This is a genomic window from Paenibacillus sp. JQZ6Y-1, from assembly GCF_040719145.1.
Classification (GTDB): domain Bacteria; phylum Bacillota; class Bacilli; order Paenibacillales; family Paenibacillaceae; genus Saccharibacillus; species Saccharibacillus kandeliae.
Map to the genome: position 1 here is coordinate 1,869,713 of NZ_JBFDUZ010000001.1, position 26,538 is coordinate 1,896,250.

The 26,538-nt window shown below is 45.7% G+C and carries 23 protein-coding genes; 3 read left to right on the forward strand and 20 right to left on the reverse strand.

Annotated elements, in window-relative coordinates:
- Positions 1-35 precede the first annotated feature (35 nt).
- The 4 genes from ABXR35_RS08095 to ABXR35_RS08110 form a co-directional block, all read right to left on the reverse strand.
- Positions 36-1,640: a glycoside hydrolase family 43 protein gene (locus ABXR35_RS08095; protein ID WP_436669351.1), complete on the reverse strand. Its 1,605-nt coding sequence runs from the start codon at positions 1,638-1,640 to the stop codon at positions 36-38.
- 243 nt (positions 1,641-1,883) lie between these two features.
- A complete protein-coding gene (locus ABXR35_RS08100; protein WP_367057963.1) occupies positions 1,884-2,771 on the reverse strand; it encodes a pentapeptide repeat-containing protein in 888 nt (295 codons plus the stop codon).
- Between the two features lie 204 nt (positions 2,772-2,975).
- Positions 2,976-4,337 (reverse strand): glucoamylase family protein, encoded by a 1,362-nt coding sequence (locus ABXR35_RS08105; protein WP_367057966.1) that lies wholly within the window; start codon positions 4,335-4,337, stop codon positions 2,976-2,978.
- 323 nt (positions 4,338-4,660) lie between these two features.
- On the reverse strand, positions 4,661-5,227 hold the full coding sequence (locus tag ABXR35_RS08110; RefSeq protein WP_367057969.1) for a GNAT family N-acetyltransferase: 567 nt from the start codon (positions 5,225-5,227) through the stop codon (positions 4,661-4,663).
- Between the two features lie 615 nt (positions 5,228-5,842).
- On the opposite strand from ABXR35_RS08110, the gene ABXR35_RS08115 reads away from it, so the two are divergent.
- Positions 5,843-6,526 (forward strand): hypothetical protein, encoded by a 684-nt coding sequence (locus ABXR35_RS08115; protein ID WP_367057972.1) that lies wholly within the window; start codon positions 5,843-5,845, stop codon positions 6,524-6,526.
- A 149-nt stretch (positions 6,527-6,675) separates the two neighbouring features.
- On the opposite strand, the gene ABXR35_RS08120 is transcribed toward ABXR35_RS08115, so the two are convergent.
- Positions 6,676-9,858: a rhamnogalacturonan lyase family protein gene (locus ABXR35_RS08120; RefSeq protein WP_367057975.1), complete on the reverse strand. Its 3,183-nt coding sequence runs from the start codon at positions 9,856-9,858 to the stop codon at positions 6,676-6,678.
- A 274-nt stretch (positions 9,859-10,132) separates the two neighbouring features.
- On the opposite strand from ABXR35_RS08120, the gene ABXR35_RS08125 reads away from it, so the two are divergent.
- Positions 10,133-10,492, forward strand: coding sequence for an MmcQ/YjbR family DNA-binding protein (locus tag ABXR35_RS08125; protein WP_367057978.1), 360 nt, complete (start codon positions 10,133-10,135; stop codon positions 10,490-10,492).
- 136 nt (positions 10,493-10,628) lie between these two features.
- Here ABXR35_RS08125 and ABXR35_RS08130 read toward each other — a convergent pair whose 3' ends face one another.
- The 13 genes from ABXR35_RS08130 to ABXR35_RS08190 form a co-directional block, all read right to left on the reverse strand.
- A complete protein-coding gene (locus ABXR35_RS08130) occupies positions 10,629-11,279 on the reverse strand; it encodes a sugar O-acetyltransferase (protein WP_367057981.1) in 651 nt (216 codons plus the stop codon).
- Between the two features lie 128 nt (positions 11,280-11,407).
- Positions 11,408-11,551 carry a hypothetical protein gene (locus ABXR35_RS08135; protein ID WP_367057984.1) on the reverse strand — a complete coding sequence of 48 codons (144 nt, stop codon included), beginning with the start codon at positions 11,549-11,551 and terminating at the stop codon, positions 11,408-11,410.
- Between the two features lies 1 nt (position 11,552).
- A complete protein-coding gene (locus tag ABXR35_RS08140) occupies positions 11,553-12,776 on the reverse strand; it encodes an MFS transporter (RefSeq protein ID WP_367057986.1) in 1,224 nt (407 codons plus the stop codon).
- Between the two features lie 296 nt (positions 12,777-13,072).
- A complete protein-coding gene (locus ABXR35_RS08145) occupies positions 13,073-14,071 on the reverse strand; it encodes an ROK family protein (protein ID WP_367061278.1) in 999 nt (332 codons plus the stop codon).
- Positions 14,072-14,172: 101 nt separating this feature from the next.
- Positions 14,173-14,958 (reverse strand): NRDE family protein, encoded by a 786-nt coding sequence (locus ABXR35_RS08150; protein WP_367057988.1) that lies wholly within the window; start codon positions 14,956-14,958, stop codon positions 14,173-14,175.
- A gap of 328 nt (positions 14,959-15,286) precedes the next feature.
- Positions 15,287-16,630, reverse strand: a complete 1,344-nt coding sequence (locus tag ABXR35_RS08155) for a dihydrolipoyl dehydrogenase family protein (protein ID WP_367057991.1) — start codon at positions 16,628-16,630, stop codon at positions 15,287-15,289.
- Between the two features lie 264 nt (positions 16,631-16,894).
- Positions 16,895-17,770 (reverse strand): Cof-type HAD-IIB family hydrolase, encoded by an 876-nt coding sequence (locus tag ABXR35_RS08160; protein WP_367057993.1) that lies wholly within the window; start codon positions 17,768-17,770, stop codon positions 16,895-16,897.
- 331 nt (positions 17,771-18,101) lie between these two features.
- The gene (locus ABXR35_RS08165) at positions 18,102-20,108 is read right to left on the reverse strand and encodes a TerD family protein (protein ID WP_367057996.1); all 2,007 of its coding nucleotides are present in this window, start codon (positions 20,106-20,108) and stop codon (positions 18,102-18,104) included.
- Between the two features lie 280 nt (positions 20,109-20,388).
- Positions 20,389-20,952, reverse strand: a complete 564-nt coding sequence (locus ABXR35_RS08170; RefSeq protein WP_367057998.1) for a GNAT family N-acetyltransferase — start codon at positions 20,950-20,952, stop codon at positions 20,389-20,391.
- Positions 20,953-21,035: 83 nt separating this feature from the next.
- Positions 21,036-21,956, reverse strand: a complete 921-nt coding sequence (locus tag ABXR35_RS08175) for an NAD(P)/FAD-dependent oxidoreductase (protein ID WP_367058001.1) — start codon at positions 21,954-21,956, stop codon at positions 21,036-21,038.
- A 209-nt stretch (positions 21,957-22,165) separates the two neighbouring features.
- Positions 22,166-22,573, reverse strand: coding sequence for an RrF2 family transcriptional regulator (locus ABXR35_RS08180; RefSeq protein WP_367058004.1), 408 nt, complete (start codon positions 22,571-22,573; stop codon positions 22,166-22,168).
- A 278-nt stretch (positions 22,574-22,851) separates the two neighbouring features.
- The gene (locus ABXR35_RS08185) at positions 22,852-23,268 is read right to left on the reverse strand and encodes an NUDIX hydrolase (RefSeq protein ID WP_367058006.1); all 417 of its coding nucleotides are present in this window, start codon (positions 23,266-23,268) and stop codon (positions 22,852-22,854) included.
- Between the two features lie 91 nt (positions 23,269-23,359).
- Complete coding sequence (locus ABXR35_RS08190) at positions 23,360-24,055, reverse strand: Crp/Fnr family transcriptional regulator (RefSeq protein WP_367058008.1); 696 nt, start codon at positions 24,053-24,055, stop codon at positions 23,360-23,362.
- 184 nt (positions 24,056-24,239) lie between these two features.
- Between ABXR35_RS08190 and ABXR35_RS08195 the strand changes: the two genes are divergently transcribed.
- The gene (locus ABXR35_RS08195; RefSeq protein WP_367058011.1) at positions 24,240-24,830 is read left to right on the forward strand and encodes a GNAT family N-acetyltransferase; all 591 of its coding nucleotides are present in this window, start codon (positions 24,240-24,242) and stop codon (positions 24,828-24,830) included.
- Between the two features lie 226 nt (positions 24,831-25,056).
- Here the strand turns inward: ABXR35_RS08195 and ABXR35_RS08200 are convergent, their stop codons facing one another.
- Complete coding sequence (locus ABXR35_RS08200; RefSeq protein WP_367058013.1) at positions 25,057-25,485, reverse strand: DMT family transporter; 429 nt, start codon at positions 25,483-25,485, stop codon at positions 25,057-25,059.
- 110 nt (positions 25,486-25,595) lie between these two features.
- Positions 25,596-26,267 carry a serine/threonine protein kinase gene (locus ABXR35_RS08205; RefSeq protein WP_367058016.1) on the reverse strand — a complete coding sequence of 224 codons (672 nt, stop codon included), beginning with the start codon at positions 26,265-26,267 and terminating at the stop codon, positions 25,596-25,598.
- Positions 26,268-26,538: the final 271 nt, after the last annotated feature.

The following is a 26,538-nucleotide window of genomic DNA, read 5'->3' on the forward strand; positions in this document are numbered from 1 at the left end:
TAACCTCCATATGGGTATGAGTGTATAGCCAATGATTATTGTTCCACTGTGCTTTCTTGCGACTCAACGGTCGAGGCATCAAGCTCACTTTGGCTTGATCCATTCTCTTCGTCCGTTGCAGCAGCAATACCAGCAGTAGAGCCGAATTGCCAAGAATCCAGATTGAACAGATTCCCGCTACCACCAGTGAATACCAGATACACATTATGAATACCGGTAGCGTTGCTGATCGTCGTTTGGACTTCTTTCCACGTTTGTACTCCGCCTGTGGAAGGAACTTGCAAGGTGCCAACCAGTGGACCAGACACACTATCCAGACGTACTTCAATTTTGCCGCCTGATGTCGAGGCTACATTCGCTTTGAATGTTTTCGCTCCGGCGGAACCGAAGTCTGCTCTGCCTACAGCGATCCAATCCCCATTATTGATATTGGTTACATCCAGATTATTGTAAGGTCCTCCTGTTGCTTGCGATGGCTCGGTGGTAATACCCGCTTGCCAGCCAATTGTTTCCGCTTCAACTCTCGTATACGGATTCAGATTGGACAGCTGCGGCACGCCGCTCATATTCGCCTGCACTTCAGCGATACTGCCATCTCCGTTGTGTACCAGTTTGTTAATATGCGGGGAGCGGTAGCCTTTGCCATCGCCGATTTGCGCTTTGCTAACTGTCTGCGCATGGTATACGACATACCATTCATTTTTAAAATTAAACACAGCATGGTGATTGTTGCCACCTACGCCAAAGAACGAATACGGATTTTTGAGGAAATGCCCTTTGTACGTAAACGGTCCCATTGGGTTATCACTCACCATGTAGCCGATCTCACCAGCAGGATATTGTGACGGATGACTTCCGGCAAAATTGATGCAGTAGGAATAGTAGTATTTGCCGTTGTATTTATGAATACCGGAATCTTCAAACAGGTACGGCGCATCAATCGTCTGAGCGCTTCCGCTGACGCTGATCATATCCGCGCCCAATTTGATGACTCTGGCGGTTTTTGGATTAGCAATGGAGCTTGGGTCCGATTCGTTCGGAATGCCGCCACCGCTATACAGATAGCCGTTACCATCATCATTAACGAGTACCGCTGGATCGAACAACCATGTAACTCCAGCCATGCCCGGTGTGTTATGTGTCAACAGCGCTTTGCCCAGTGGGTCAGTCCAAGGACCGATCGGTGAATCCGCTGTTAACACACCGATGCCAGATCCGCCATTTGCAAAGTATAAGAAGAATTTGTCTTTACCGTTTATTTTTTTGTACGCCACTGCGGGTGCCCATGAATTGGCTGCCCATTTGGCGATCCCTTTACCGCTGTTTTTATTGTTGGCGCCTGCCACGGGAATCGTCCCATGATCGGTCCAGTTCACCATATCCGCAGAGGAAATGACCTGAATGCGATCCAATGCGCTGAAGTCATTGTCCTTGATCGTTCCATTGCTGTTGTACACATACGTATCGCTAGACATGTAGACGTACACTCTGCCGTTGTATACGAGTGAATACGGGTCTGCACCTAGCTTGTGATCCATGAGTGGGTTGGAATTGCCCGGCAACTTGGCGAGTGCCGGTGTAGCGGCTTCTGCGCGCATTTGTGAAACAGTGCCCAGAATCAAAAGGAAAGACATCAGCATAACGAACGATTTTCTAAACCTACTCATTGAATACCCTCCACTTCTTTTATTGGTAACGCTTTCATGAATAGATACATAAAACCCTTCTTCCTTGGAAGATGACTTTATGCCTTTGCATCGATTAACTGATGGCACCATCCATACGGGGTTAGGTGGAGCATGTGAAGATGCAAAGTTCTTAAAAAATCATAACACGGATATAGGAATCATTATATATTAAAAAAGCGATCCCTTTCGTTCACGTCACATGCTATCATGCCAGTGCTGAGGATGCGTAAGTGCTGGTGGTAGTAAGGTTCTGCTGTTCCCTTTTGCAGAATTGACTTGAGCCTGCGTAAGAAAAAGGCTACCCGACAGGTCGGCTCCAGCAATCTCTGCATCACGCAAATCCGCTCCGATCAGATCAGCACCATCTAGATTGACTCCGCTTAGATTCGCAGCGATCAGCAAACTTCCTCGTAAATGAGCACCCCGGAGATCGGTATTTCTCAAGTCTGCTGCAATGAGATCAGCACCGCGTCCTATTTTCTTTTGGCGACCGGAATTGGACTTGGTATTGGGCTGGTGCTTGAACTTGGTGCGAGCCTGCGCACGTACTTTTTCACTAATTTGAACGAGTAGTTCATTCACAGCATCTCGATGACTCGCTATATCAAGCTGCATTAATTGTTCTGGACGGTACAAGGTATATTGCTCTGTTTGATCAATCATGCGCTGAATCTCATCATGTAGCGGTAGCGCAGCTTGCCGCGTTAACGCTTCTGTCAAATACCAGAGCAGTTCATGCAGCTGCATCATAATCAAAAATACCTTGAACATCGGCTGTGCCGTATCCGGTTCCTTTCGCCAATCGATTCCTTGGTAACTGACCTGCGATACCTTCTGTCCCGCACCAAAGCAATCAAAGGTGATGCAGCCTTTCAGCCCGCGTTTGTTCAGCGCGTCATGAATGCCACAACGAAAATTCGTCTGTAAATGAATACATGGGGTTCCCGCAGGCTTATCGATCGGAAATCCTTCTGAAGCAGAGAAGTTGAGGGCGACGCAGCAAAGTCCAAAACACTTCTCACAATCCGCCCGTAGATCCTCTCGTCGTTGTTTGTATACATTCTCTTCTTTAAACGTGTTCAATTTGATTTCACCTCGAATAAGAGTTTGAATATGTAAGGTTGGTGGGATACCATTTTTTACTATATCATATTATTGCTGATCCAACAGCTTCTAGAGCATGGTGTATAAGGTATCTCTCAACAAAAGAAACACACAAAAGCTGCCCGATTGGTAGGCAGCTTTTGTGTGTCCATTGTGCGATGGATATGTGCTTCACCGCATCTTTTATCGGATTGAAAATACTTCTTTTCTTAACAACGATTCTGGCTTCTTACCGATCGGGTCTTTGTGGAAATAATCACGGATGACACCATCCTGTAAATAGTTAGCGATCGATACCATAATCATGCCCTGATCCAGTGCAAGATATGCTTTGGCGACATCACCGGTTTCCATATTAACGGAATCATAGAATCCGTATTTACCTGCCATCTTGAGCTTTTGAAGTGCTTGAATATTCTTTTGCGCAGCTTCTGGTGCATACTCCAATGCAAGGAATGTTGCATGTGCCGTTACGGTTGCACCGTCTTTGTAGCCTGACGTGCCGAGCGGTGTTGCAGCAAATTCGCTATAGCCTGTCGTTGTAGCAGATGGTGAGAATCCCCATGCCGGATAGCCTTGATCCTTGGCGTATTGGATTTGCAATTGTACGTGACGTTTGTTGTTCAGACCGAGCGCCTTGGTGCCAAGTTCCTTTTCCTTGATCACGATGCCGGGCATTAGTGCTTCAAACATGCTGCCGCCCCAGCTAGGTACGAATGTCTGTCCAGCGTATACATAGCTTCCTTCAAACACCTTCACCCCATCATACGTAACCTCTTTGCCTTTTGGCGTTTGGGATTGCCAGTCAAATTCTGCTGGCATGGTGCGGTACATTTTCCACCAATGATCTTGAGGTACATCGCCTTTTCCGATCGCGATATAACTTGCAACACGTGGCTCGGTGTAGAGCATACCATAATGATGCTCGGTCAGCTCGCCTTTGGCTACGTCGTAACCGCCGCGGAATTGACCGACTGCTGGATCGTAGAGGGTTGCGTAGTTCATGTTGTTCACCAATGTGCTGGTTTGTGCGTTTAATTCCTTATATGCTTGACCTACGACGATCAGACCCGCGGATAGCCAGCCGTTATCGACCTGCGAGATGAATTGTCCCCAGTCTTTTTTGAGAGAGCCATCGTCAGTGTTGTACCAGTTATAAAAGAGTCCATTCCAAGTATCCAGCTTCTCGAGCGTATTGAGTGTTGTTTGAATACGCGATACTGCTTCTTTTCGCGTAATGATGCCCATCTGCTGCGCTGAGACGGTACTCATCATATACATCGAAATGTTGGTTGGAGACGTTCGTTTGGCTTCCTCTGTTCCCTTTTCCGTTGTGCGTACTTCGTCGTAGGTTAGTCCAGTAGTAGGGTCGGTGTAGTCTTTAAAGTAATTGAATGTTTTAATTGCAACCGCTTTCAATTCTTTGTTGAACATGCCCTTTTTGCTGGATGCTGCTGTCGGTGCGGCAGAGATTGCAGACATAAACGACAGATTGATTAGCAGACATATAGATAATACACTGCTGAACAGCTTCACTTTTCTCATGATTAATCCCCTTTCATTGTATAATCGAAACGTTTCGCATTTATGATAGCATGAACAAGTCGCGCAGGTAAACCATAAAATGATAACGCTTACTATTGAAGTGTTTTGGAGTTGGTTTTTCTCTTACTGTTAGTACGAAACGTTTCAGATTACCTATAATTATGTGAGATACCTATGTATCATGGGTAGATAGCAGTAGATAAAACATCATACGAACATACGAGTAAAAGAGCAGCACGTTTACCGGCTGCTCTTTTGATATGCTTTTTAAAATAGATTGTTTAGTTAGTATAGATATGTGTAGCCCGCGTGCTGCTTCAATATTAAGAGGAAGTTTGATTTTGCTGTGCCTCAAGCTGTTTGCGTTGCTCGCTAAACACTTCAAACCGTTCAGGATGAACGACTTTGCGCATCAGGTGCATTGGTCCTTCGCCCTTCCCTGCATCACGTACACGTATACTTTCATATCCTCGGCGCTGATACATCGGCAGCAGCCATGGATGTTTCTCGGATGTGCCTAATGTAACCGCCGGTGCACCGACTTCATCACGGATGATATGCTGCTCTACCCAGTTTAGTAGCTTACTGCCAGCACCCGTTCCCTGTACATTCGGATCAACGGCAAACCACATAATAAAGGGTAGCCCCGTAGAATCGATCAATTCCTTAAACCGTTCAGGATTGGCTAATGTGATCGTAGCGGTGATCAGACCGTCCTGCTCCAGCACATAGCATTTGTTATGAGTAATATTTTCTTGAATCATCGGTACATCTGCATTGGCAGCTGGCCAGCTTAGACCCAACTCGCGAATCGTTACATACGCTTCATATATAATATGCTGTACGCGCTCCGCATCTTCCAAGGTTGCTAAACGATATACGTCACTCATGGTGTTCACCTCATCATTCCGACAATTGGGATCGGATTATTTATACTCTAATCTATCATTCCTTTTCGAACAAAGACTAATTGATTTTTTCGAATGAATGATAGAATATTTTAATACATTTTACACCATTAGTCACTTCCTTCATATAAATGTGCAGTAGCATATCCTGATCATGATTGCCAACCCACGCTCCATGTAAGGTCAATCCGCTGACATGCTCCGCATCTTCTTCCACTGCCATCGCAGCGTCCAATGCGGTTGGTACTTATTCAAATCAGAAAGCGTGATGTTCAATATCTGCTCCCATCTATATATGTACCCATATGATCGATTGTAATGACTTTTAACAGACCGTATCGATATGCCACCATGCTGGTATATAATGTCCACGCGCCGCTCTGCCAAAGTCCGCTGGGCTTCTCCATCTGCCGAGTGGAGTATAATTTCTACATATATGCTAAATAGATCGCTAGACAACGAACAAGCTTGTGTTATACTCAGTAGCCGAACCTTATTTAACTGCATATCGCAATATATTATGAAAGTATACCGTTAAAATATACAGGAAGATATTATAGTGATTGACCATGTATATGGCATATCAAAGGAGAATCTATGGAGCAGACCGATATCCAACAGCGCTTGAGAATATTTATGAAAGAAGCCGTTCTACATTATTTCAAAAATCCACAGATAAACATCAATGTCATCTTAAATGAACATTGTCTTCTCATTCGCCTACATCATTTTCTAGATAATGAGATGGAGAATCTGGTCTATCGTGAAGATATGGACGTATTCCGCAGTATTCGCGAGTTAATGATGGAGTATGCACTCAAGGATATCCAATCGCAGTTGCTGGAGCAGTTTGGATTGAAACTGCAAGAATTATATTACGATTGGGATGAGTATGATCAATCTAGTATGATCATGGGTATGTTCCAAAACCAGGTGTTTGATATTGAACAACCATATTATCCGAATCAGAAACTAGTACATGAACAGGTATCCCATGTAACTTATATTGTCGAAAAGTATCCAGATACGATTCGAAGCTTCTGGGCTGATCCGCATACACTCGTTATGATGCGACAGGGTTTGCTAGTACGAATTGAAGAAGAACTTGTAAAAGAAGGATTTCAAGAGATTCTACGTAAAACGAAACGAAAGGTCGAAAAGACTGAGTTTCTGAACAGTAATATTGAGTCTGTCACAGAACGCAGCTTAAGATCTGCTTACCTGGATTGGGATTTTGAAAAAGATCAAAGCGTACTTGTATATTCATTTCATTCACATTGAACCATAATGATTTTATAATGTCATAATCTATATATTCGCATTCAGATTTGTATAAAAAAAGGCATCCATACATCATGGATGCCTTTTAGTCTGTTGACTATGAAGCACAATGATCAATCCTATATACAATCATCGTTTACAATGTTCATTTAGTTGTTGGCTTGTGTAAGTGTAATATTCGGTCGTTCTGGCTGCTGCATGCCGTTGCCTAGATAATAGCTTGTATGCGGTGGCTGATTATAACCGGTATTCTGCCAAGCTATGCCCAAACGGTATACCGGATCGTGCATGAGTGTAACAAGACGAATGTCGGTGGGCAATGTGGTGGAATAGATACGAAGCTCAGTACTATCCTCATTCCGCAGCACAACCTCTTCTCGCCAATCGCCTAACATATCCGCCTGTAATGCTGGATTTCCTTTGGTGTCGTTATTGGATTGTGTGCCAGAGAAGGTTACCAGATTGCTCAGTTGATTCGTATTAGGATTCCATTTGTCAATCTTCGGTACACCTCGGCGTTCCGGTGTCGTCGTCCAGTTATGATCTAGCAGCTCACGACTTAGATCGCCGTCCCACCAGATGGCAAAATTGGACGTTGGAATGGAGTTGGAGATTTTCTGTCCATGTGCGGTAAACAGACCACCGGTTGTACTATTCCATTCCCCGTCAATCGCCCACATCTCTTCGCCCGGATACCTCGGATCAATATCTGCGCTCAAACCGCGTCCCACGTCGATGCCGATTTGCGGCTGACCCCAGATGACACGACCCGTTTTGGCGTCTTTTAGATCAGCGGAGTATTTGGCATTGTTATTCTCTTGCACTGCCCATACTTCGAGACCTAGACGGTTGGGATCAAGATCGCCGACATGCATCGCATCGCCATGCCCTAATCCCGAATTCCATAATCCAGTGCCATTGTCATCAATAGCGGCGGCACCCGTAATGATCTCATCTCGTCCGTCGTGATCGACATCCGCTATAGACAGCTGATGATTCCCTTGTCCGGCGTATCCTTCATTGCCCGATGTATTGGAGTCAAATGTCCAGCGCTTGGTCAATTTGCCGTCCCGCCAATCGTAAGCAACCAATACCATCCGTGTATAGTATCCACGCTGCATGATGATACTTGGATGCTCGCCGTCCAGATAAGCGATAGCTGCCAGAAAACGGTCGCCACGATTGCCGTACGTATCGCCCCAATCACCGATATTGCCGCGCGGCGGTTCATAATCCGCAGTTGCCAGCTCGCGTCCGGTCATTCCCTCAAAGATCGTATGATATTCTGGACCTGTGATTATATAACCGCCCGAATTGGCATAACGTGCATTGGCATCGCCGATCACATGACCTTGACCATCAATGGTACCATCTGCGGTGCGGAAGGTGACTTCGGCTTTGCCATCACCATCTAGATCATATGCCATCATATCCAGATAATGCGCACCTGCCCGGATATTCGGCCCTAGATTGATACGCCACATAAAGGTACCATCCAGTCGGTATGCGTCTATTAGTGTGCTGCCGGTATGACCGCTTTGAGAATTATCCTTAGAATTGCTTGGGTCCCACTTCAAAATAATCTCGTATTGCCCGTCACCATCTAGATCGGCGACCGTTGTATCATTGGCGCGATACGAATAAACCTCACCCGTTACCGTAACCCCATCCGCTGGCTTGCGAAGTGGAATGCTTAGGTGATCGCTGGTCCAGACAGTCGCTGTTTCAGAACGCTTAGGACTGTTTTTGCCGCCAACGGTTTGCAGATAATAGGAAGATGTTACTGTACCGCCTGTATCTTTGAAATTAGTCGTTGTACGTAGCGGCGAGCCATTGACCTTTTTTCCATTGCGGTACAAGTCAAAGCCGACATTGTCGGGATCGGTGCCAAGTAGTCGCCAGCTGATATATACGCCATCTGGCTGTTGAATGGCAATCAATCCACGGTTCAGATATTCCATCTGCCTAGGCGGCAGTTGAACCGGAGTCGCTTGCACCGTTACACCCTTCGATTCCGTACCGTCGGTATACGCTGCTTTGACGATAAAGGTATAGGTGGTGTTATTTTTCAGCTTGTCGATGGTGGCAATATAGGTGTTTTTGCTAACGGTATCTACCAGCTGAGGACGCTGCTTTTTGTCTAGTTGATAAATATGAGCTTCCTTGTACGTGGGATCGACATTTTCCTGCCAGCCGATACGAATCTTGCCGTTATCTGGTTCGGTATCGACATATTCCAGCTCTGGGGAGGCTTCCAATCGGTTGACGATCAATGTGTATGTTCTGGCAATGTCTGTGTACGTATCCGAAGTGACCTTGATCGGGATGGTGGTGGATGATTCGGAAATAGGCACTTGTACAGCTGTGCCACTAGTTGCCATTTGTCCAGCTACTATCAGGCGCACATGATCGGTATTGCTCGCCTGCGGAGCAACGGATACAATCTGACTGGAATACGGAATATCCAGCTGGTAATTCTGAATCGAAGGATCAAAAGCAGGTGTGAGCGCTGGCGTGAATCCATTACTGCTTACCTTCAAGTCTGTCAGTGCCAGATCTAGAGAGGTTACTTTCATATTTGCCAGCTGAATGGAACCACCGTCGCGACCGAGATAGAAGCCAAAGCTACTGATTCGGGCAGCACTACCAGTAAACGTCTCTTGCCAGTTGGCGACTACACTTCCAGTTGTGAGATCGGTAATGGAAGTGGTATAGGACTTTTGCGGAATATTGAGTACATAGTTGAATCGATACCAATGGGAGGTGCTGTAAGGAATGGAGAAAGTGGATGAACCGGCGCGCTTGATCGTTCCACTGCCGAGTGCATAGTTGATGCCGGTGGCGCTGGTGGCATTGATTTTGCCATCCATCGCGTAAAAGGAACCACCATTATTACTTGGAATGCGTGCATCGAATGAGATGGTTACGCCACCACTCTGCGGCGTAAAGCGTTGACCAACGTATATGGAGCCAGAGGTTGGATTGCTCATGGCAGCATAGGTTATGCCTGTAACGGTATCACGGTTAATCTGAATATCTGGTGTATTGCCCTCTTTGCTCCAAGCATTTCCGTTTCCGACGGTAAACGCTCCCTTCGGGTAAGTGGCAAAGTTCTCATTTACAAGGTCAATGTCTGCGGCATGAGCGATGGAAGACGTGCCAGACCAAGCTGGACAAGCTAGGAGGATAACAAGTAGGATGATCAGGTAACGGGTATAGCAGCGAACAGGTTTTCTTGGATATGGTGGTGTAGATGAAACGGAGTCTATAACGTGCGAAGATGATGTAGAAGACGATTGCGGTTTGGCATTTGCCTTTGAAGCGGAATTCATCGGTATCAATCCTTTCAGTATAGGTTGATATGTATTTTTTTGAATACGCTTACAAAATAAGAAGTTCATTATGTGTACGTTAACATTTTATAGAGCGATGTAATTTTCATTTCCCCCTTTGCTATTGCAATCGAAAGTATACTTCGAATTTTAGTGTATCAGCTTGTTGTTTGAAATCCATATCGGAATTGAGATGTGTATAATAATAGGGAATTAAGAAACAGCGATATAAGAGAATATGTCTAACTTGTACTTGAAAAGGAGGATACTTACGATGCAAACCCGCCAGCAAGCCATTGATCACTGCTTGACCCTAGCCCAGAGCTATGAGGACTATCCATTTCGCGATAGCGGCTGGACGGTGATTCGGCATGAGCAAAATCGCAAAATCTTTGCTTGGATCTTTGAAAGACAAGGTCATATCTGGATCAATGTAAAAGCGACACCAGAACTGATCGATATTCTGCGGCAGGAGCACGAGTCCGTCATTCCCGCCTATCATCTCAACAAAGATCATTGGAATTCAATTATTCTGGATGGCTCCATTCCCGAAGAAGATATCTACGATATGATCTATCATAGCTATACGCTCACCCTGCCGCGTATCCGTAAGCCAGCGAAGGAAAAAAAATAAATCGTCTGTGCATAACAACATCCCGATACTATGCTTGGAGTGTGAAGCCTGCCAACGTAGTATTGGGATGTTGTCATTTGTTTATATTCATCTATGTGTATTGGGCTGGATCGTTATTCCGATTTCTCTTGGTCCATCATGATTTATCCTGTTCTATCACACTACAGCCACCCAACATATCTGGCAGCAATGCCATACTATCCATTTCGGTAATTTCACGAATGACCCGGCATGGAACACCAGCGGCAAATGTATGCGGTGGAATATCCTGTGTGACTACGCTACCTGCACCGATCACGCAGCCATCCCCAATAGTTACTCCACCACACACAGTCACACTAGCGGATAACCATACATCATTGCCGATCACAACGGGCTTGGCGTAACAAAGTGTTTTCGCTTGTCCATGCTGATCCAGCATCTGCCGTCGCTCAGAAGCAATCATTGGATGAATGGGCGTAACGATGGTTACATTCGGTCCACAGTTCACATGATTGCCGATGGTCACTCTCGCATCATCCTGTACCGTCAGATTGTAATTGGCAAAAAAATGATGCCCAATCTCCGTATGCACGCCGTAATGGAAAAAGATAGGGCCCTGTATAAAGCTCCCTTCTCCCAGCTTGCCGATCAACTGCTGCAAAATCTGCTCCCGTTCCTCGGTCTCCTCTTCAAAGGTACGGCTATATTGACTACTCCAATGATGCGCTTTCAGCTTAATCGCCTTCAAGGCTGGATCGGCAGGCGAGAACAGCTTGCCGTCAAAGATACGTTGCTCCTCACTCATACATTCAGCTCCATTTGTCCATAAATTGGGTAGGTTAAGGAGATTCCTATGCTCCCGTATGTGCAAAGGTAATCAATAAACCTGCCTATACAATTGTAACGCAATCAGCTTGCAAAATAGTACACTCGTTATTCAAACCAATCATCCGCACAGCGAATGCTGCGAATGACCGGCTCTTCATCCGACATTTTCATACAGCCATACGTGCTGAGCCAGATGACAGCACTCAGCAGCGCACAGATCAGCAAGACGGCAATCATTGAAAATAACATCTCAATCTCCTACTTTCCGGTATGATAATATTCGATTTACGCGCTCGGCACTGTACAGCATCAACACGAGAAAGATCAATACTACCCAAGGAAACACGCCTACACTCGTGCGTGTTGCGAGCAATCCGAACAACGGTGGCAAAAAGGTGGTGCCTGTGTAAGCCACAGCCATTTGATACCCCATGAGCTTGGCGGAATTGGCTTTGCCAAAACGGGTTGGTGTCTCATGCAGTAAGCCCGGATAGATCGGGGCTAATCCCAGACCAATCAGGATCAATCCTGCGAGTGCGAATCCATCCAACATCGGCAGCAGCAAAAGAATTCCGCCGATAATACTGATCAGTTGTCCACAACGAATCAGCATCGTATTGCCTACACGCAGCGTAATAAAACCAGTAATAAAGCGACCAACAGTAATCCCACCATAGTATAGGGAAACCCATGCCGCAGCTGTCTCAGCGCTCATCCCTCTAGCGCCAACCAGATAACTTGCTCCCCATAGACCAACTGTCATTTCCACTCCGCAATACAGCAAAAATGCCGCAAGTGTGGGCTTGATTCCACGTAAACGGAGAATACGACTGCCGTTCTCAGCTACAGCATTGCTAGTTGTTTCCGAATCAGCCTGCTTCCCTAAAGGTAACTGTGATTCTGCCTGCTCTCTAGCATGAATAGCTGCTACTCGTGACCAGAGTGGTAATGTAAGCAGCAAAATAAGTACAAGTGCGAATTGAATGCCTGCAACCACTAGATAGCCGCTACGCCATGAATGATGGGTGGCGATGGAATACGACATGATGATCGGTCCCATCGTCGCCCCCACTCCCCAAAAGCAGTGGAGCCAGTTCATATGATGGGCTTGGTAATTCGCAGCTACATAATGATTCAGTGCTGCGTCGACCGCTCCTGCACCTAGACCAAGCGGAATCGACAGCAGAATCAGCCACAGCATGGAAGGTGCCGCAGAGAAGCCAAGCAACGCTGCTGCCGTCATCAGGCAGCTAATGAGCGTGATTTTACCGGTACCAATCAAGGCAATACATTTGCCGCTAAACAGACTGGATACAATCGTGCCTGCTGCAATGATCATCGCAATCATCCCCGCCGATCCAAGTGAAGCATGGAGATCTGGGTACATCACCGGCCACGCGGAACCCAACAACGAATCAGGAAGACCCAAGCTAATAAAAGCCAAATAAATAATTATCAAAAACCACGTTACCATGCGATCCCTCTTTTGCCCGACAATGAATTTGGAAGATGTCGATGCTCGAATAATACCATAATAAATAAACTTTATAAAGATGTTTTATTTAATAATCATTATTTTATTATATAATTATTCTATGGCAATTATTATGAAGATCATGGATAAACTTATATCATGTATTCGGTAGTTATGATTTGATTGCAAGCAAAAACCCCCTGCCACAATGACAGAGGATACATGAAGGTTCATATAGATGATCTATTACTAGCCTATCCTAGCGAATGTTTGAAAGTCCTCACTTGCTACTCCACTCAATAATTCAGCGATGGCGTTAATTGCTTCAGCGTTAGCCAGCGCATCCCTGCTTCAAAGTCACGCTGAAAGCTACTTTCGAGTATTACATCTGGATAAGATGGCATCACATGCTGCTGTTGGTACACTTGCCATTGCTTTTCCCATTCTGCCTCCGTTAGTAGCTCCTGATACATAACGATCCGATCTGGTGCCAGAATGGCATTAACAGATTGAATAATTTGAGCCGCAGCCTGAGCAAAAACGGTAGACTCTATCGGTCCATACCAATCCATCGGCAGGGGCAGAAATTTAATCTCACCCGCCATCCCATTTTTCCCACGCACAAGCTGTCCATCCAGATGAATGCCCATACCCGGCGGATGAAGCGGCGGAAAATACACCCCAATCACTGTCTCATTGCCCTCTAGCTCATGGCGCGAACAATATCCACTCACGGCAGCATTTACGTCGTTTTCCAATAATACAGGGAGATTGAACTGCTGTTCGACCTGACGGATGATTTGTACGCCTTCCAGCTCTTGATGACTACTAACCGCTACGACGCCATCCATCACCTGTCCAGGCAAACCAATGCCGATCACTTTCACATCATGATACTGTGCCAGACAGTCCTCAATCAGATGAAGCAATGCCTCTTGTGCAAATGCTGGGATGTATGTTTCTTTTTTGAGTACGATCCGGTCTTCTAGATTGATAACGACCGCAGATAGCAGCAGACTGCCTTGCTCCTCCTTCATACAGATCACCAGAGCAAGGCTAAAATCATAATTATAACGATACGTTAGCGCGGGACGCCCACCATTCGAAGGTACGGTTTCATCCGCTACGATTTCACCGCGTTCGGACAATTCGCGGATCAGTGAGTTAACCGTCACCACGCTAAGCCCAGTTAACGAGGCAAGCTGTGGTTTGGTCGCCGTTTCGATGCGTTTCATTACCTGACGCACATTATTAAGATTGATTTCTTTCATTAGATTGGCATTTGCGTTTTTCATAGACACCTCATTGGTTCCACCTTTTATCTTTTCCCTTACTGATCACTGCTGTATGCGCATGTAAGAAAGTCGCTTATATATATGGCATGTACGTTTTATATTTAGGACGAAAATGGGATCACGAACCGCTGCTCCGGCAACGGCTCAGGTACATATACACGCTCACGATAGATCATCTCCTCGTCGCTCATGAGCAAAACAGTAGACGAACGCGTGCCATAGGCTAATTCCTGACTATGAATGAAGATCGACGATAGTAATCGTTCCCGTTCCAGCGAAATGCCGGTATGAGGCAGCTCTTCGTCCTCAGGGCGATCCGTTACTTGCAGCAATGCAAACAGCTGATCAGCTAGCTGCTGCTCATTGATCTGCTGTGTATCCAGCTGATGAACCGTCTGCTCCAGCCCTTGCTTGCCCAAACGAACCTTAGGCCAATCCGTATCCAGCAGATGGTTACTAATGCCATATATGCCCGATTCCAGCGGCATCATCTCTTTACCCACATTGGAGTAATAATACAGATTCTGCCGATCTCCAACAAGTAGATTGTAGCCGGGGTATTGGTAACGTTCTTCCACCATTTGCTGCATGTATTCAGCTGGTGATTGCTGTTCTTTTAGAAAATTCGTGATCAACTCACCACGCGATCGTTTCCCCTCTGCTTGCTCCAGCGGATTACGATAATTCGTTAGCGCTGCGAATTGTCCCACTTTCGAGACACCGATCCACGTACCACGCTTTAGTAAATCTCGTCCAGCAATGATATACGGCATATCTTCCCAGCGATGCGCCTGCGCAGACGGACGTTCATAAAATTCATCCCGATTGGTAGCCATAATTAACGGATACCTAGGGTGTACACGATAAGCGAATAAGATGAGGCACATGAATGGATACACTCCTTTATGCAAGAGTAATTACGACTATGAACGAGTGGATACGATGCAATATGTATGCAATCATTGTACCACAGCAGCACATTCGTACACGATACATACGATGATGTAGGCTGCATTGGTATAGCTGCTACGACTTCATAAGTCGTAGCAACAATCCATCGGTATCTCTCCAAATGTAGAAAGCACATTCCTCTAGGAAGAATGTGCTTTCTCTGTCGTTTCATATAGTTGAACTGTTCACATAGGATTAGCTACGTGATGAATATACAGCATCCTTCCCAGCTATAATAGAAGTGGGCTTGTCGTATCGGTTTCTTTATTGCTGCGCCTGCTGTAGATAATTCGGAATCATCGTCTCGAAGGATGGGAACGCATAGATCAGTTTTGCTGCATCCGCTGCGGTCAGACCCAATGTGATCACCGGAGTCAGACTGTTGATCACTTCAAGTGCCTCCTGTGTATATGCCGCTGCACCAACCAACTTTTTCTCACTATTGTAAATGAGCGTTAGATGCGCTTCTGTCTCCCCGCGTCCAGCAAAGTCCCATTGTTTGCCCAGCTCAATCGGAACGATGCTGTATTCCGACGACTGTTTGGCATCTTCTACGCTAATACCGACTTGAGCAATGCGTGGGGTTGTAAATGCAATCGTCGCAATCGGCGGATATGCAATCGCATCCGTACTTACGCCAAGCAGATAGTTTGCCAGATATTTCGCTTCAAATACAGCCGTTGGTGTTAAGCGCGGCTGTGTCTTATCCAGTACATCGCCAGTTGCATAAATGTGAGGCTGCGAGGTTTGCAGGAATTCGTTCACAATCACGCCTTTTTTGTTATATTCCACGCCTGCCGCTTCCAGATTGAGTAGATCAGTATTCGGCTTACGTCCTGTTGCGTTGATCACAAGCTCTGTGCTCAAGGTCAGACCGTTCTCAGTCGTAATTTGAAGCTGATTCCCTTGTTGTTCAATGCTGCTGACTTTTTCATTGAAATGGAATTGGACACCGTCCTGTTTCACTTTTTCAATCAGCTTGTTGCTGTAGTCCTGATAGAATCCAGACAGAATGCTGTCTGTCGCTTGAATGATATGCACGTCTGAACCAGCTGTACGAGCGATAGACGCAATCTCCATCGACACATAGCCTGCGCCGATCAGTACAATTTGCTTCGGCAATTCTGTCAAATACAGAAACTCATTACTCGTAATCGCCAATTCTTCACCCGGTATACCGAGCGGAATCGGACGTTGACCAGCAGCGATGACGAATGTTTCGGATGTATACTGCTCACCGTTCACTTCCACGGTACGGGAATCAACGAACTTCGCTTCCCCGCGGATTATGTCTACACCGGATTTTTTGAGGTTGGCTTCCATCATGTCCGGCAGCGGTGTCAGGATGTTATTCTTATGTTCCATCAGCTTGCCCCAGTCGAGCTTGAACTCACTGCTCAGTCCGGCAGTTTGTAAAAGCTCGGCATCCTCCATCAGCTTGATGGGTCCATCCAATATGATTTTAGGATTGCAGCCATAGTTGGTGCAAACGCCTAGAATTTTATCACGCTCAATGATAGCTACTTTTTTTCCTGCTTTGCTCAGTGGCAGTGCTGCGTTCCACGCGCCCTGTCCACTACCGATAAATAGAATGTCGAATGATTTCATTGTGCTTCCTCCCTAGTTATATGAAGAATGGGTTCAATCAATCGTGCAAGATTAATTGGGATAGTAAAATGATTTTGTCCGTCTGTTCTACCATTACCCAATAAATCGTGATTACAATAATATTTGCCATAAAAATATTTGCAATATGTTGATACACGACATGCCAAACCTAACAAAAAGCCTGATCTGCTCCCGTGTGAGAGGCATTGATCAGGCTAGTGTGAGTGATGGAGTTATTTGTTATTTCCTTATGTCCAGTATGGTTCAGGACGATACAAGTGTAGACTTCCCAGCAATCAATCCATGCTTGAGGAAGCTGTTGTATAATCCATCCTGCTCCAACGTATCTGTCACTTCATCGGCAATTGTGAGTAAGCCCGGTTTGGCATTGCCCATGGCGATACCGAGTGCGCAATATTCCAGCATTTCCGCATCATTCATACCATCGCCAATCGCTATCGTTTGCTCACGCGGCCAATCTAGCTTTTCCAATAAATCGGCAATGGCAATCGCTTTGTGAATACCGGGAATCATGAGTTCTCCGCTATTCTTGCCAAACATAGGAACCGTACATTGAATGACTGCAAACTTCCCTTCAAACTCCTGCTGGATCATGGCAAACGGTAGGCTGCTCTCCAGAAAACAAACCTTGTTCACGTCATCTTTATACAAATCGGTTTCTCCATAGGTTAACCCTTCAATAAATGGATGTGGCGATTGTTCCATCCGTGCGCGCGCTTGTTCATCATTCAGCACATCGCCATAAATGAGCCGTTCTAGCTGTGGACGAAGCATAGCGCTTGCATATAATGCCGAATTGGATTCCAGATAGAAATGCACGCCATGCTCATTGAAAAAATCGACCATATGACGAACATCCTGCGGCTGTACCTTTTTGTGATACAGCACTTTACTACCGATCTCCACATAACCGCCACCAGCACCGATCAATCCATCAAAACCAATATCCCAGATGGAATCATAGATTTCTGCCTTGGACCGCCCTGTACATAAAAACAGTAGATGCCCATTCTCGCGTGCCTGTCGACATGCCAGCTGCGCTGACTCTGGCACATTTCCATAATCGTCTACCAATGTACCGTCAATATCAATAAAGATCATTTGTTTATGGTTATTCATCCTATTGTCCACTCCTTCAATATAGTTATGAGACGAAGCGTAATACACAATCTTGAGGATTGCTGTAAGAATGTACATTTATGCTCTATGTACATTCATGCTCTATGCAAAACCTACATGAGGCTGTAGCTGGATACTGTGAACCGCTGTTGTATCATCTACTGCTTGCTGTCTCCTTAACTGTACGAGTTGGAACGGGTTACATGTCAATCTGTATTTTACATGCCAAAAAAGCAGTGCCTGTACAGCGCCACTGCTTCTTTGTGTTGATCTATCAAATGTACTCCATACAATCAAAATCATACATGAATCGAGACGGAATATCGCTTATTCACGAAACGTCCAATCCATATAATCTGCACGCCTCCTCTAACCCACCAACAAAATAAGAATCCGACGTCGTAAACGCCCATTCGCCGTCGATTTTACGGAATTGTCCCAGTACGAGAGTGTCACAAACTGCACTCGGCATATATTCAAAGGTATGATACAAATCCAGTTCATTATCAATCGTCAATTCTACCTTTTGCTTATAGGCGTCCAATGAACCTACAATAATAATACGTTGGCAATGCTCTGGTAGCTGCTCCAGATTGAGATACATTAGCTTTTCCCAAGTGGTATCGTTAATCAATCGCACACAACCGCTACCATGCTCCGGCTGATTGTAAAATACAAAGTCCTCTTCGCCCACACACCGATCATGCTCATCCACTAGAAATGCAGAAATGTCGATATCGATCTCATCCTCAGCATCCTGTTTGGACAGCTTGAGCTTCAGCTCATGTTCCGGCGAGATACCGATACGTGAACGCAGCCGATCCTCTACCTTACCCAGCTGAGTTTTGTCCCATACCTCCACATTCAATTGCTCCGCAAGCTGTAATGCTGCACGGCTAAAATAGTTTGTTGCTACAACCATGTACTTAGAGCATTCATACATGCGTGCTCCAGCATATACTTCCTGAATTGCCTTGATTGGCACCACATTGCTAAAGCATTTCAATTGTACAGCTGTACGGGTATTCGCTTTGGTAATAATCAGATCCACGCCGTAATCTGGCGCATACGGATCACTGGTCGGCATTTCCACCTCGTACCCAAGCTTGGTGAACAAATCCTGCATATGATATTCAAAGCTTTTGCCGTCTAGAGCAATCTCTTCGAGCACCTGTGCAGTGAAATCATACGTTTCGTTCAGATCCGGTACCCCATATTGTGCACCGATCTTCTCCATTCCGGCATTGTAGCCATTGCCAATCGCATGGAAACGCCATTCCTGCTTATACTGATACAGCGCACCGAGTTCCAGCGCCGTGTTGCCCTCGCATGTCTGCATATCCACCGTATAGCGCAGCAGCTCACGATTGTCATACGTGAGCAGACGAATATACACTTCATCCGGTATACCACCCGGCATGACAAGTGAGAATAGGACACGCTCCTGCTGCGCCTGCTCGATTGCAGACAGATTGATGATATACTGCTCCATATCGGCTGTCGGCAGCTCACGTCCGTCAATATGAGTCATACCAATCGTCGATTTATTGCCGAAAAAGGCGATATTCTCCGCATCCTGCAAGCGATCTGCGCTTAACAGCATCGCGGCACTTAGACACTCATCCTCCGATGTTTTCCACCCAATGCCGACTTTAATATTGCTCTGCCCAATCGGCGTTTTGGAGCCTTTGACCAGTTGAATCGAACCGGATACATCCTCTGTTCGGCTCATACGTACACGCCCACTTAGCGGCAGATCGGTTTTATTAATATATTGGGCAAATTTGTTCAGTAGCTTACGGTATAGTGCAGAGGTCGCCAGACTAGAGATTTTCGGAATATGATTTAGATTTATATTTTTGAGCGGCTTGACCGTGCAGCGCAGCGGATAGCCCTTGATCGAAACGAAATTCCAGAACAGATGTGGAGCATTCATCGATTGGATAACCGTTATGTACGGTGTCACTTCCTCATCGGTAAACCAGATAATATGCGTTAACTCGCTTGTATGAAACAATTCGGAAAATAAATCTACTTGTTCGCCGCGCTGAGGGTCTTTCCCATAAATCTGCTCTTTCATATATTTGGTCGCATGGTTCTCGGTAAAATCAGGCAGTCGGTAAAAGCTACCGTCCTGCTGCGCCAGCGCCTGAACCGGATGATGCATAGATAGCGGAGCCAGCTTGTTAAACACCGTCTGCATATTGCCGCGACGCATATAGCGCTGTAGCCCTTCCGCTGCATTGATAATAAAAATGTATTTGATCTTGGTACCATCCACGTCCTGACGCGTCAAATACGAACTGTAGGACATGCGGTGTTTGTGCACAGAGCTCATGATAAGACCCCTTTGAATGAAAGATATTGGAATGATGTGAAGAAAATGCTATCTTCCCATACTATCTTTTTATCGGCAGGAAATAAATGAAATATATGGTAAACTTACAAAATGTACATTACTAGGTATAAAAAAGAATCATCCACCATACAGACGGAATGTCTGAAAACAATAGTGGATGATGAGGAGGAGTCCTTGATCGAATAAGAGGATAGCATAAGAGCAAGCTGCTTATACACCGATCCACCATAAAGTCATATCAGTCTATGTGCCATTCACACTATGTCTGTAATCGTTTCAACACTTCGTCAATCTTCACTTCCATAAACAATGCGTCGTCCAGCGGATTGTAAATATAGGCGTCGATCTCTCTAAAACCAAACGATTCGTACAATCGGCGCGCTGGAATCATTCGTTCCAGTGTATCTAGACGCATCTTCGCATATCCAAGACGCTGTGCCTCATGAATCGCCGCTTCTACTAGTAATCTTCCCAGCTTCAACCTCCGAAACTCCTCCGCCACATATAGTCGCTTCATCTCACAGGCATCGCCTGTTTCTGGACGAATCCCGATACAACCTGCTGCTTGCCCATCTACCGTTGCTAGCAGCAACGTTCCGTGAGGCGCAGCATATTTGCCCGGTAGCTGCTTCAGCTCCGCTTCTATATCCTGAAACGCAATATCGACCGGCAAGGCATATACATAGTCGGTAAACAGCTGGCGAATCGTATTCAGTGATTCCGGTTGTTCAGCTCCCACGTGCTGAATCTGAATATTCGGCTGCACAGAAGCATCGCTCGATGCGGATATAGCAGTTGTCTTATTGTCTTCTGGTGTCGTCATACTCTATTGTACCTCCTGCCAACATAGTCCTATTATCGTACACTATGCAATGCAGAATGACTACAATACACTCTTGTCTACTATCAGTCGACCACTGCCCATTCTTCTTCCATTAATGTTGCATGAATCATCGCCCCTGTACGACTTCCGGCAGCAGCAGCAAGAATCAACTGAGACGGACCAGTGATCGTAACATCGCCTGCGCTATATACCCCTTTTGTTGTAGTCATACCGTACGCATCTGTAACAATACTGCCGTGCTCGTTGACTTCATAATGCAGAAGGTTCTGATCCGCGACTTCATACTGAAGCTCTGGTACAATAAAGCCGCCGCTGCGTTCGATCTTAGTGCCGTCCTCTAATTCAATTGCCGTCAACTGTCCATCCTGATGCTGCAAGGCTGCAATCGGTGTGGTCACAACTGGAATATGGTGACGCTCCAGCTGTTGTAGCTGATCCTGATCCAGCACATCCAATCCATTTGTGAATACGATCAACTCTCGATTCCACGCATATAGCATTTTCGTCAGGTGCATGACGCCTGCTGGACCAGCAATGACAGCCAGCTTATGATGCTGCATCTCCCAACCATCGCAAAATGGGCAATTGAACACACTCGTTCCATAGCATTCTTTTAACCCCGGCAACGCTGGAAATGCTTCCTTCAACCCAGTCGTAATCAATAATTTGCGAGCATAGACAATGCTGCCATCAAGCAGTTGCACGCTAAACGTATCATCTGCCTGCTGCTTCATCACCTGTGCGCGCTTCGCCATATGCTCAACTGTGGGATAACGCAGCACCTCTTCGTAAGCAATTCTACGAAACTCTGCTGGCTTGATCCGATCGCGTGTCAGATAGCCGTGCGACTCATGAGTGACTTTGTTACGAGGATTCCCATCGTCGATAATGAGCACCTTTCGTTTCGCTCTGCCCAGCACTAGTGCTGCATTCAGCCCAGCCGGACCGCCGCCGATAATGATACAATCGTACATCGTTGTCATTTTGTTTCCTCCTAAATAGTATGGAATATGGGTGGATAAGCGTAGGCTTGGATAAAGTAAGGTACAATTTTTTAGGGATATTAAGGACTCATTATGTCTGTAATAAAAGTAGAATACGGCATGGCATGTAACAAACTAGAACGAACTCAGCAGATTCGCTAGATCAATCGTTCGTGCAGGATGGGTACGTTGCTCTTACAGAAAGCGGCTCATCTGTGAAGATGAGCGCGCATTTGAACAGTCAGATCGGAAAGCTTTTGCTGGCGGAGATACTCCTCCATCGTACCTTCTGCCTTCATCATCACCTGCTCAATCAAACAATCTGGACCGTGGTTCAAATTGCACTCAAACAGTGATGTGTTTCCTTCAATGGCATGAATCACATCCAGAAAAGAAAGCTCCTCCCAGTTCCGTCGCAGCCGATACCCACCATTGGCACCGGATGAAGATTCCACCATGCCCGCCTTCGCTAGCTTGGTTAGAATTTTGGATAGATATGTGGGAGACACCTGCTGTTGATCTGCAAGCTGCTGCACACCTGTCAAACGATTCGGTTCTGCTGCCGACAGATGAAGCATGGTATGCAGCGCATAATTCGTTGCTTTGGAAAATTTCACGCTGTATCGCCGCCTTTGTGACAGACTTCATTCGTCCCTATTATCTCTAGTATTGCCAAAAACAACAATTACTAAATGCAATACAACAGGGAACATACAAAAAATTAAATTAAAGACTTTACGGGTCTATAATATACGTTGATGATTCAAACGTCAATTTAATTTTACAATGCTAGTGGAGATAGCGAGTTTCATAATCTCTATTTTCGAGATTATTAGGTCATAGCGTGATTGGGACGCTTTTCGTCCAACTATCATTTCACTGCTCAGCTCTATGCTCAACATGCCAGATCAAGCAATTCCTGCTCATGCAGTTGTTCAAATACAAGCTTACTGGCAGCCGATACACGCTCCAGATCATCATAACTCAGCCATGCCAGCTCCTCAATCTCACTTTGCGGCAGCAGCTCGCCCTGATAATCCGCAGTATAACAAGTAAGACGGACGATAATTCCTTCTGCTTTGCCATCGGCAGGTGCCTCAAAGGTTCCAGCATGCTCAATTGTTTCAGGCGATAGATGAACATTCAATTCTTCCTCTACCTCGCGAATCAACGTTTGCTGATCCTGTTCACCGGATTCGCGTTTGCCACCGGGGATGTAAAATAGCTGCTTATCTTTGGAGCGCACACACAGAATATGCTTATTTTCTAGATAGACCCAAGCGATTTTGTCGATTGTTTTGATGTTGTTCATGGAAAAGTCTCCTTTAGCTTTGATTTTCTTAGGGATAATGGATAGACGGTATTTTCTTTGCAGTTTGATCAGCTGATCTACAGCCCTTTATCTAAAAGGTTTCGCTGGAAGCCAATTCCTCTAGCTGTTGCCGATCCTTAATCACAATCAATCCGCGCTGACGCTCGATCATGCCCTGCTCGCTGAACTGTCGAATGACTCGATTCAGATGGCGATAGCTTGTACCGATCAGATTGGCAATGTCGGTCAGACTGTAATCTGCTGGCTTGCCGGTGGACAGTTCGCTGTATTGTTCCGTTGTGACAGACAACAGATAGCTGGCAAGCCGTGTTTCCACAGGATACATTAGATTGAAGCTCATCGAGTCCGATTTGACTCTGAATTTGTATGTGATGATATGTAGCAGAAAACGCAGCAATGGCGGGTGATCCTGACCATATCGGTAGAGCCACTGATAACGAATGCCCAGTACCTCCACTGGCGTTACCGCCTGCACCGTATTCATCAGCTCCACCTGCTCGACATATTCAATATCACCAATCATTTCCGGCGGTGTTTTTAACGATAGCACCAATGTTTTTCCTTCTGGAGAGGTGAGCGATGTTTTGGTTGTTCCTTTCACCAGTACATATAGAATCTCCGAACGTTCCCCCTGTGCGCACAATACCTCGCCCGGTTCAAACGCATACAGTCCCACATGCGGCAATAACGGCTCGTGAAACACATCCTCAATTCCGAATTGCTGCAAATAAGCGTGCAGTCGCTGTTGATTATGAATCTCTTGCATGACGCATACCACCGTTCCCTGTAGCTTATTTTTATTATACCGAAACCTACTATGGTATAGATTAGGACATATGTCCTCAAATCGCAAATGAGAAAGGTACAGACCGTTTCAGCGGTAGTAGGTATCGTTTATGATATCTGGTATACTGCAAGAGCATAACTTTACAATATTGGAGGCATCACCTATGGCTCTCGAATTGGATACATTGGATCACTGGGATGAATCGCTATGGCAGCAGATGAAGCCCATTTATGAAGAAGCCTTTGCGCATGGCGCCAAGCCAGAGCGTATCCTGAAAATCATGCTGGATCGCGGTTTGGCTACGATGCATGCTGGTTATGACGACGGCGAGCTGGTCGCGATGGCGTTTACCGGACGAGGCGATTCGCCAGATCAACCAACGCTTATTATCGACTATATGGCGATTCGTAAGGATCGGCGCGGTCGTGGAGAAGGCAAACTGTTCTTTACATTATTACGCGATTGGGCAGTGTTAACGTATGGTGTTGCTGCTATCATTATCGAGGCAGAAGCAGAGGATAATGCGGAGAATCGAGAACGGATCGTATTCTGGGAGAAATGCGGCTTTGTGCCAACCTCGTATGTGCATCATTATATTTGGGTACCGGAAACGTATCGAGCATTAGTACTGCCGATTGATCCAGCCTTTACTGTTACCGATGATGGACAATCGCTATTCCGGCAGATTACCCACTTCCACGAACAATCCTTTCGCAAAACATGGGATGGCACGACAACACAGCCGCGTTCTTGATGCGCTTGGTGTTGAAAGTCAAAACGAGAAATTACATGGAAACTCAATACAAAAAGAAGACTCCTGCTATTCTGGAGTCTTCTTTGCATACTGTAATAGAATGACAACGCACGATTGAGATTACAGCCTATTTAAGCAATCTGAATTTGGATTGCAAGCTAGAACATAAGCCCTGCTGCACAATGACTATGGCTACGCCGTAACAACGAAGCCATTAGCAAATGTATTAGCTAAATCGCAGCACAATCACACCGATAATCATCAATCCGATACCGAGCACATGCGCCATGCCGATACGCTGCCGAAGTGTGCCGAACCAGCCCCGGCTATCAATCGTAAAGGTCATACATAATTGCGAGATGAGTACAATCGCAATCGTCAGCGTCGCACCGATCCGATGCATGGATGTAATATTGCTAAATACGATAATCGCTGCAAAGGCACCGCTGAACCAGTACAGCCTTTTCACTTGTAACAAACCGGACCAATTATTGTTACGCATGAACAGCATGATGATACCCGCCAGAAGGAAGCCGCCTAGCTGGTTGATAATCACTGCTTTCCATGTGCCTACAAATTGTCCAGTATGCGAATTCACAATTCCCTGCAAGCCAAGAAAAATACCTGCTAGCAGCGAAAAGATCACGCCTTTCATCTGTCCGCCTCCTCTATCATTCACCTTTACATTATACTAGAGTGGCTTCGTCGTGTAGTTAGGACATATGTCTTGTAATTCATAGCGATGTGAGTGGTGAATAAAACCTTTCACAGCTTTTGCCCAGTTGGTGGCAAATTCCGTATCCGGCGTCGACGTCTGCGATATAGCTGATAGCCTTTGCGCACGCTTTCCAGCATAAAGGCAGGAATCGGAAAAATGATATGCGAAGCGACTGGCCAATAGAGACGATAATAAGCTTTTTTGAAATCATCCCACATCCTGCATGATTCTTGTTTAGAAAAATCAGATACATCGACAATCAGACCGCGCCCGTGATGCACCATAACATTTTTGGCGTGTACATCATGTGGACGTAAATTCACAGAACGTGCGTAATCTAGCGCCAAATCGATGTCACGGATAGCGCGTTCAGGTATCACCACGCCTTTTTGCAGACATTCATATACCGTCATGCCCATCAGACGCTTGAGAATGAGAAACTGCTCGCCTGCATAATAGCAGGTCGAATACGAAGGATGATCTCCTAACAAACGATAGACTCCATGCTCTTCTTCCAGACCAGGTTTGCCGTCTGCATACACCTTGACTGCATGCTCTGGATAATCAGGATGATAGAGCACAGCAGCATAATTGCCCGCACCGAGCAATACCCACGGCTGCGGATACGACATCACTTGTATCGGCTCCAGCGGATCGATACTCTCAATGAGTAATTGAGGCAACAAATCGTTATATACATAGTGGATTAACGTTTCCATATATAGCACTCCAGTCGTTAACAAATAAGAGATGATTGCAAAATATAGAGAGGATACAAGTAGAATACAGCTGTCGTTTGAATATACTATGAAGCGATCCCTTCATGTCTCATGACCTTGTATACATCTGTGTAAAGGATTGCGAAAATCTAAGTGCTCAGAAACAAAGCGCGCGCGAGAAATGCAAAAACAAACATTATAATACGAAAACCAATCCAAGCATACTTCGCTTGAGCGTTATGTATGTTAAATTTGACGCTTTCTATACTAT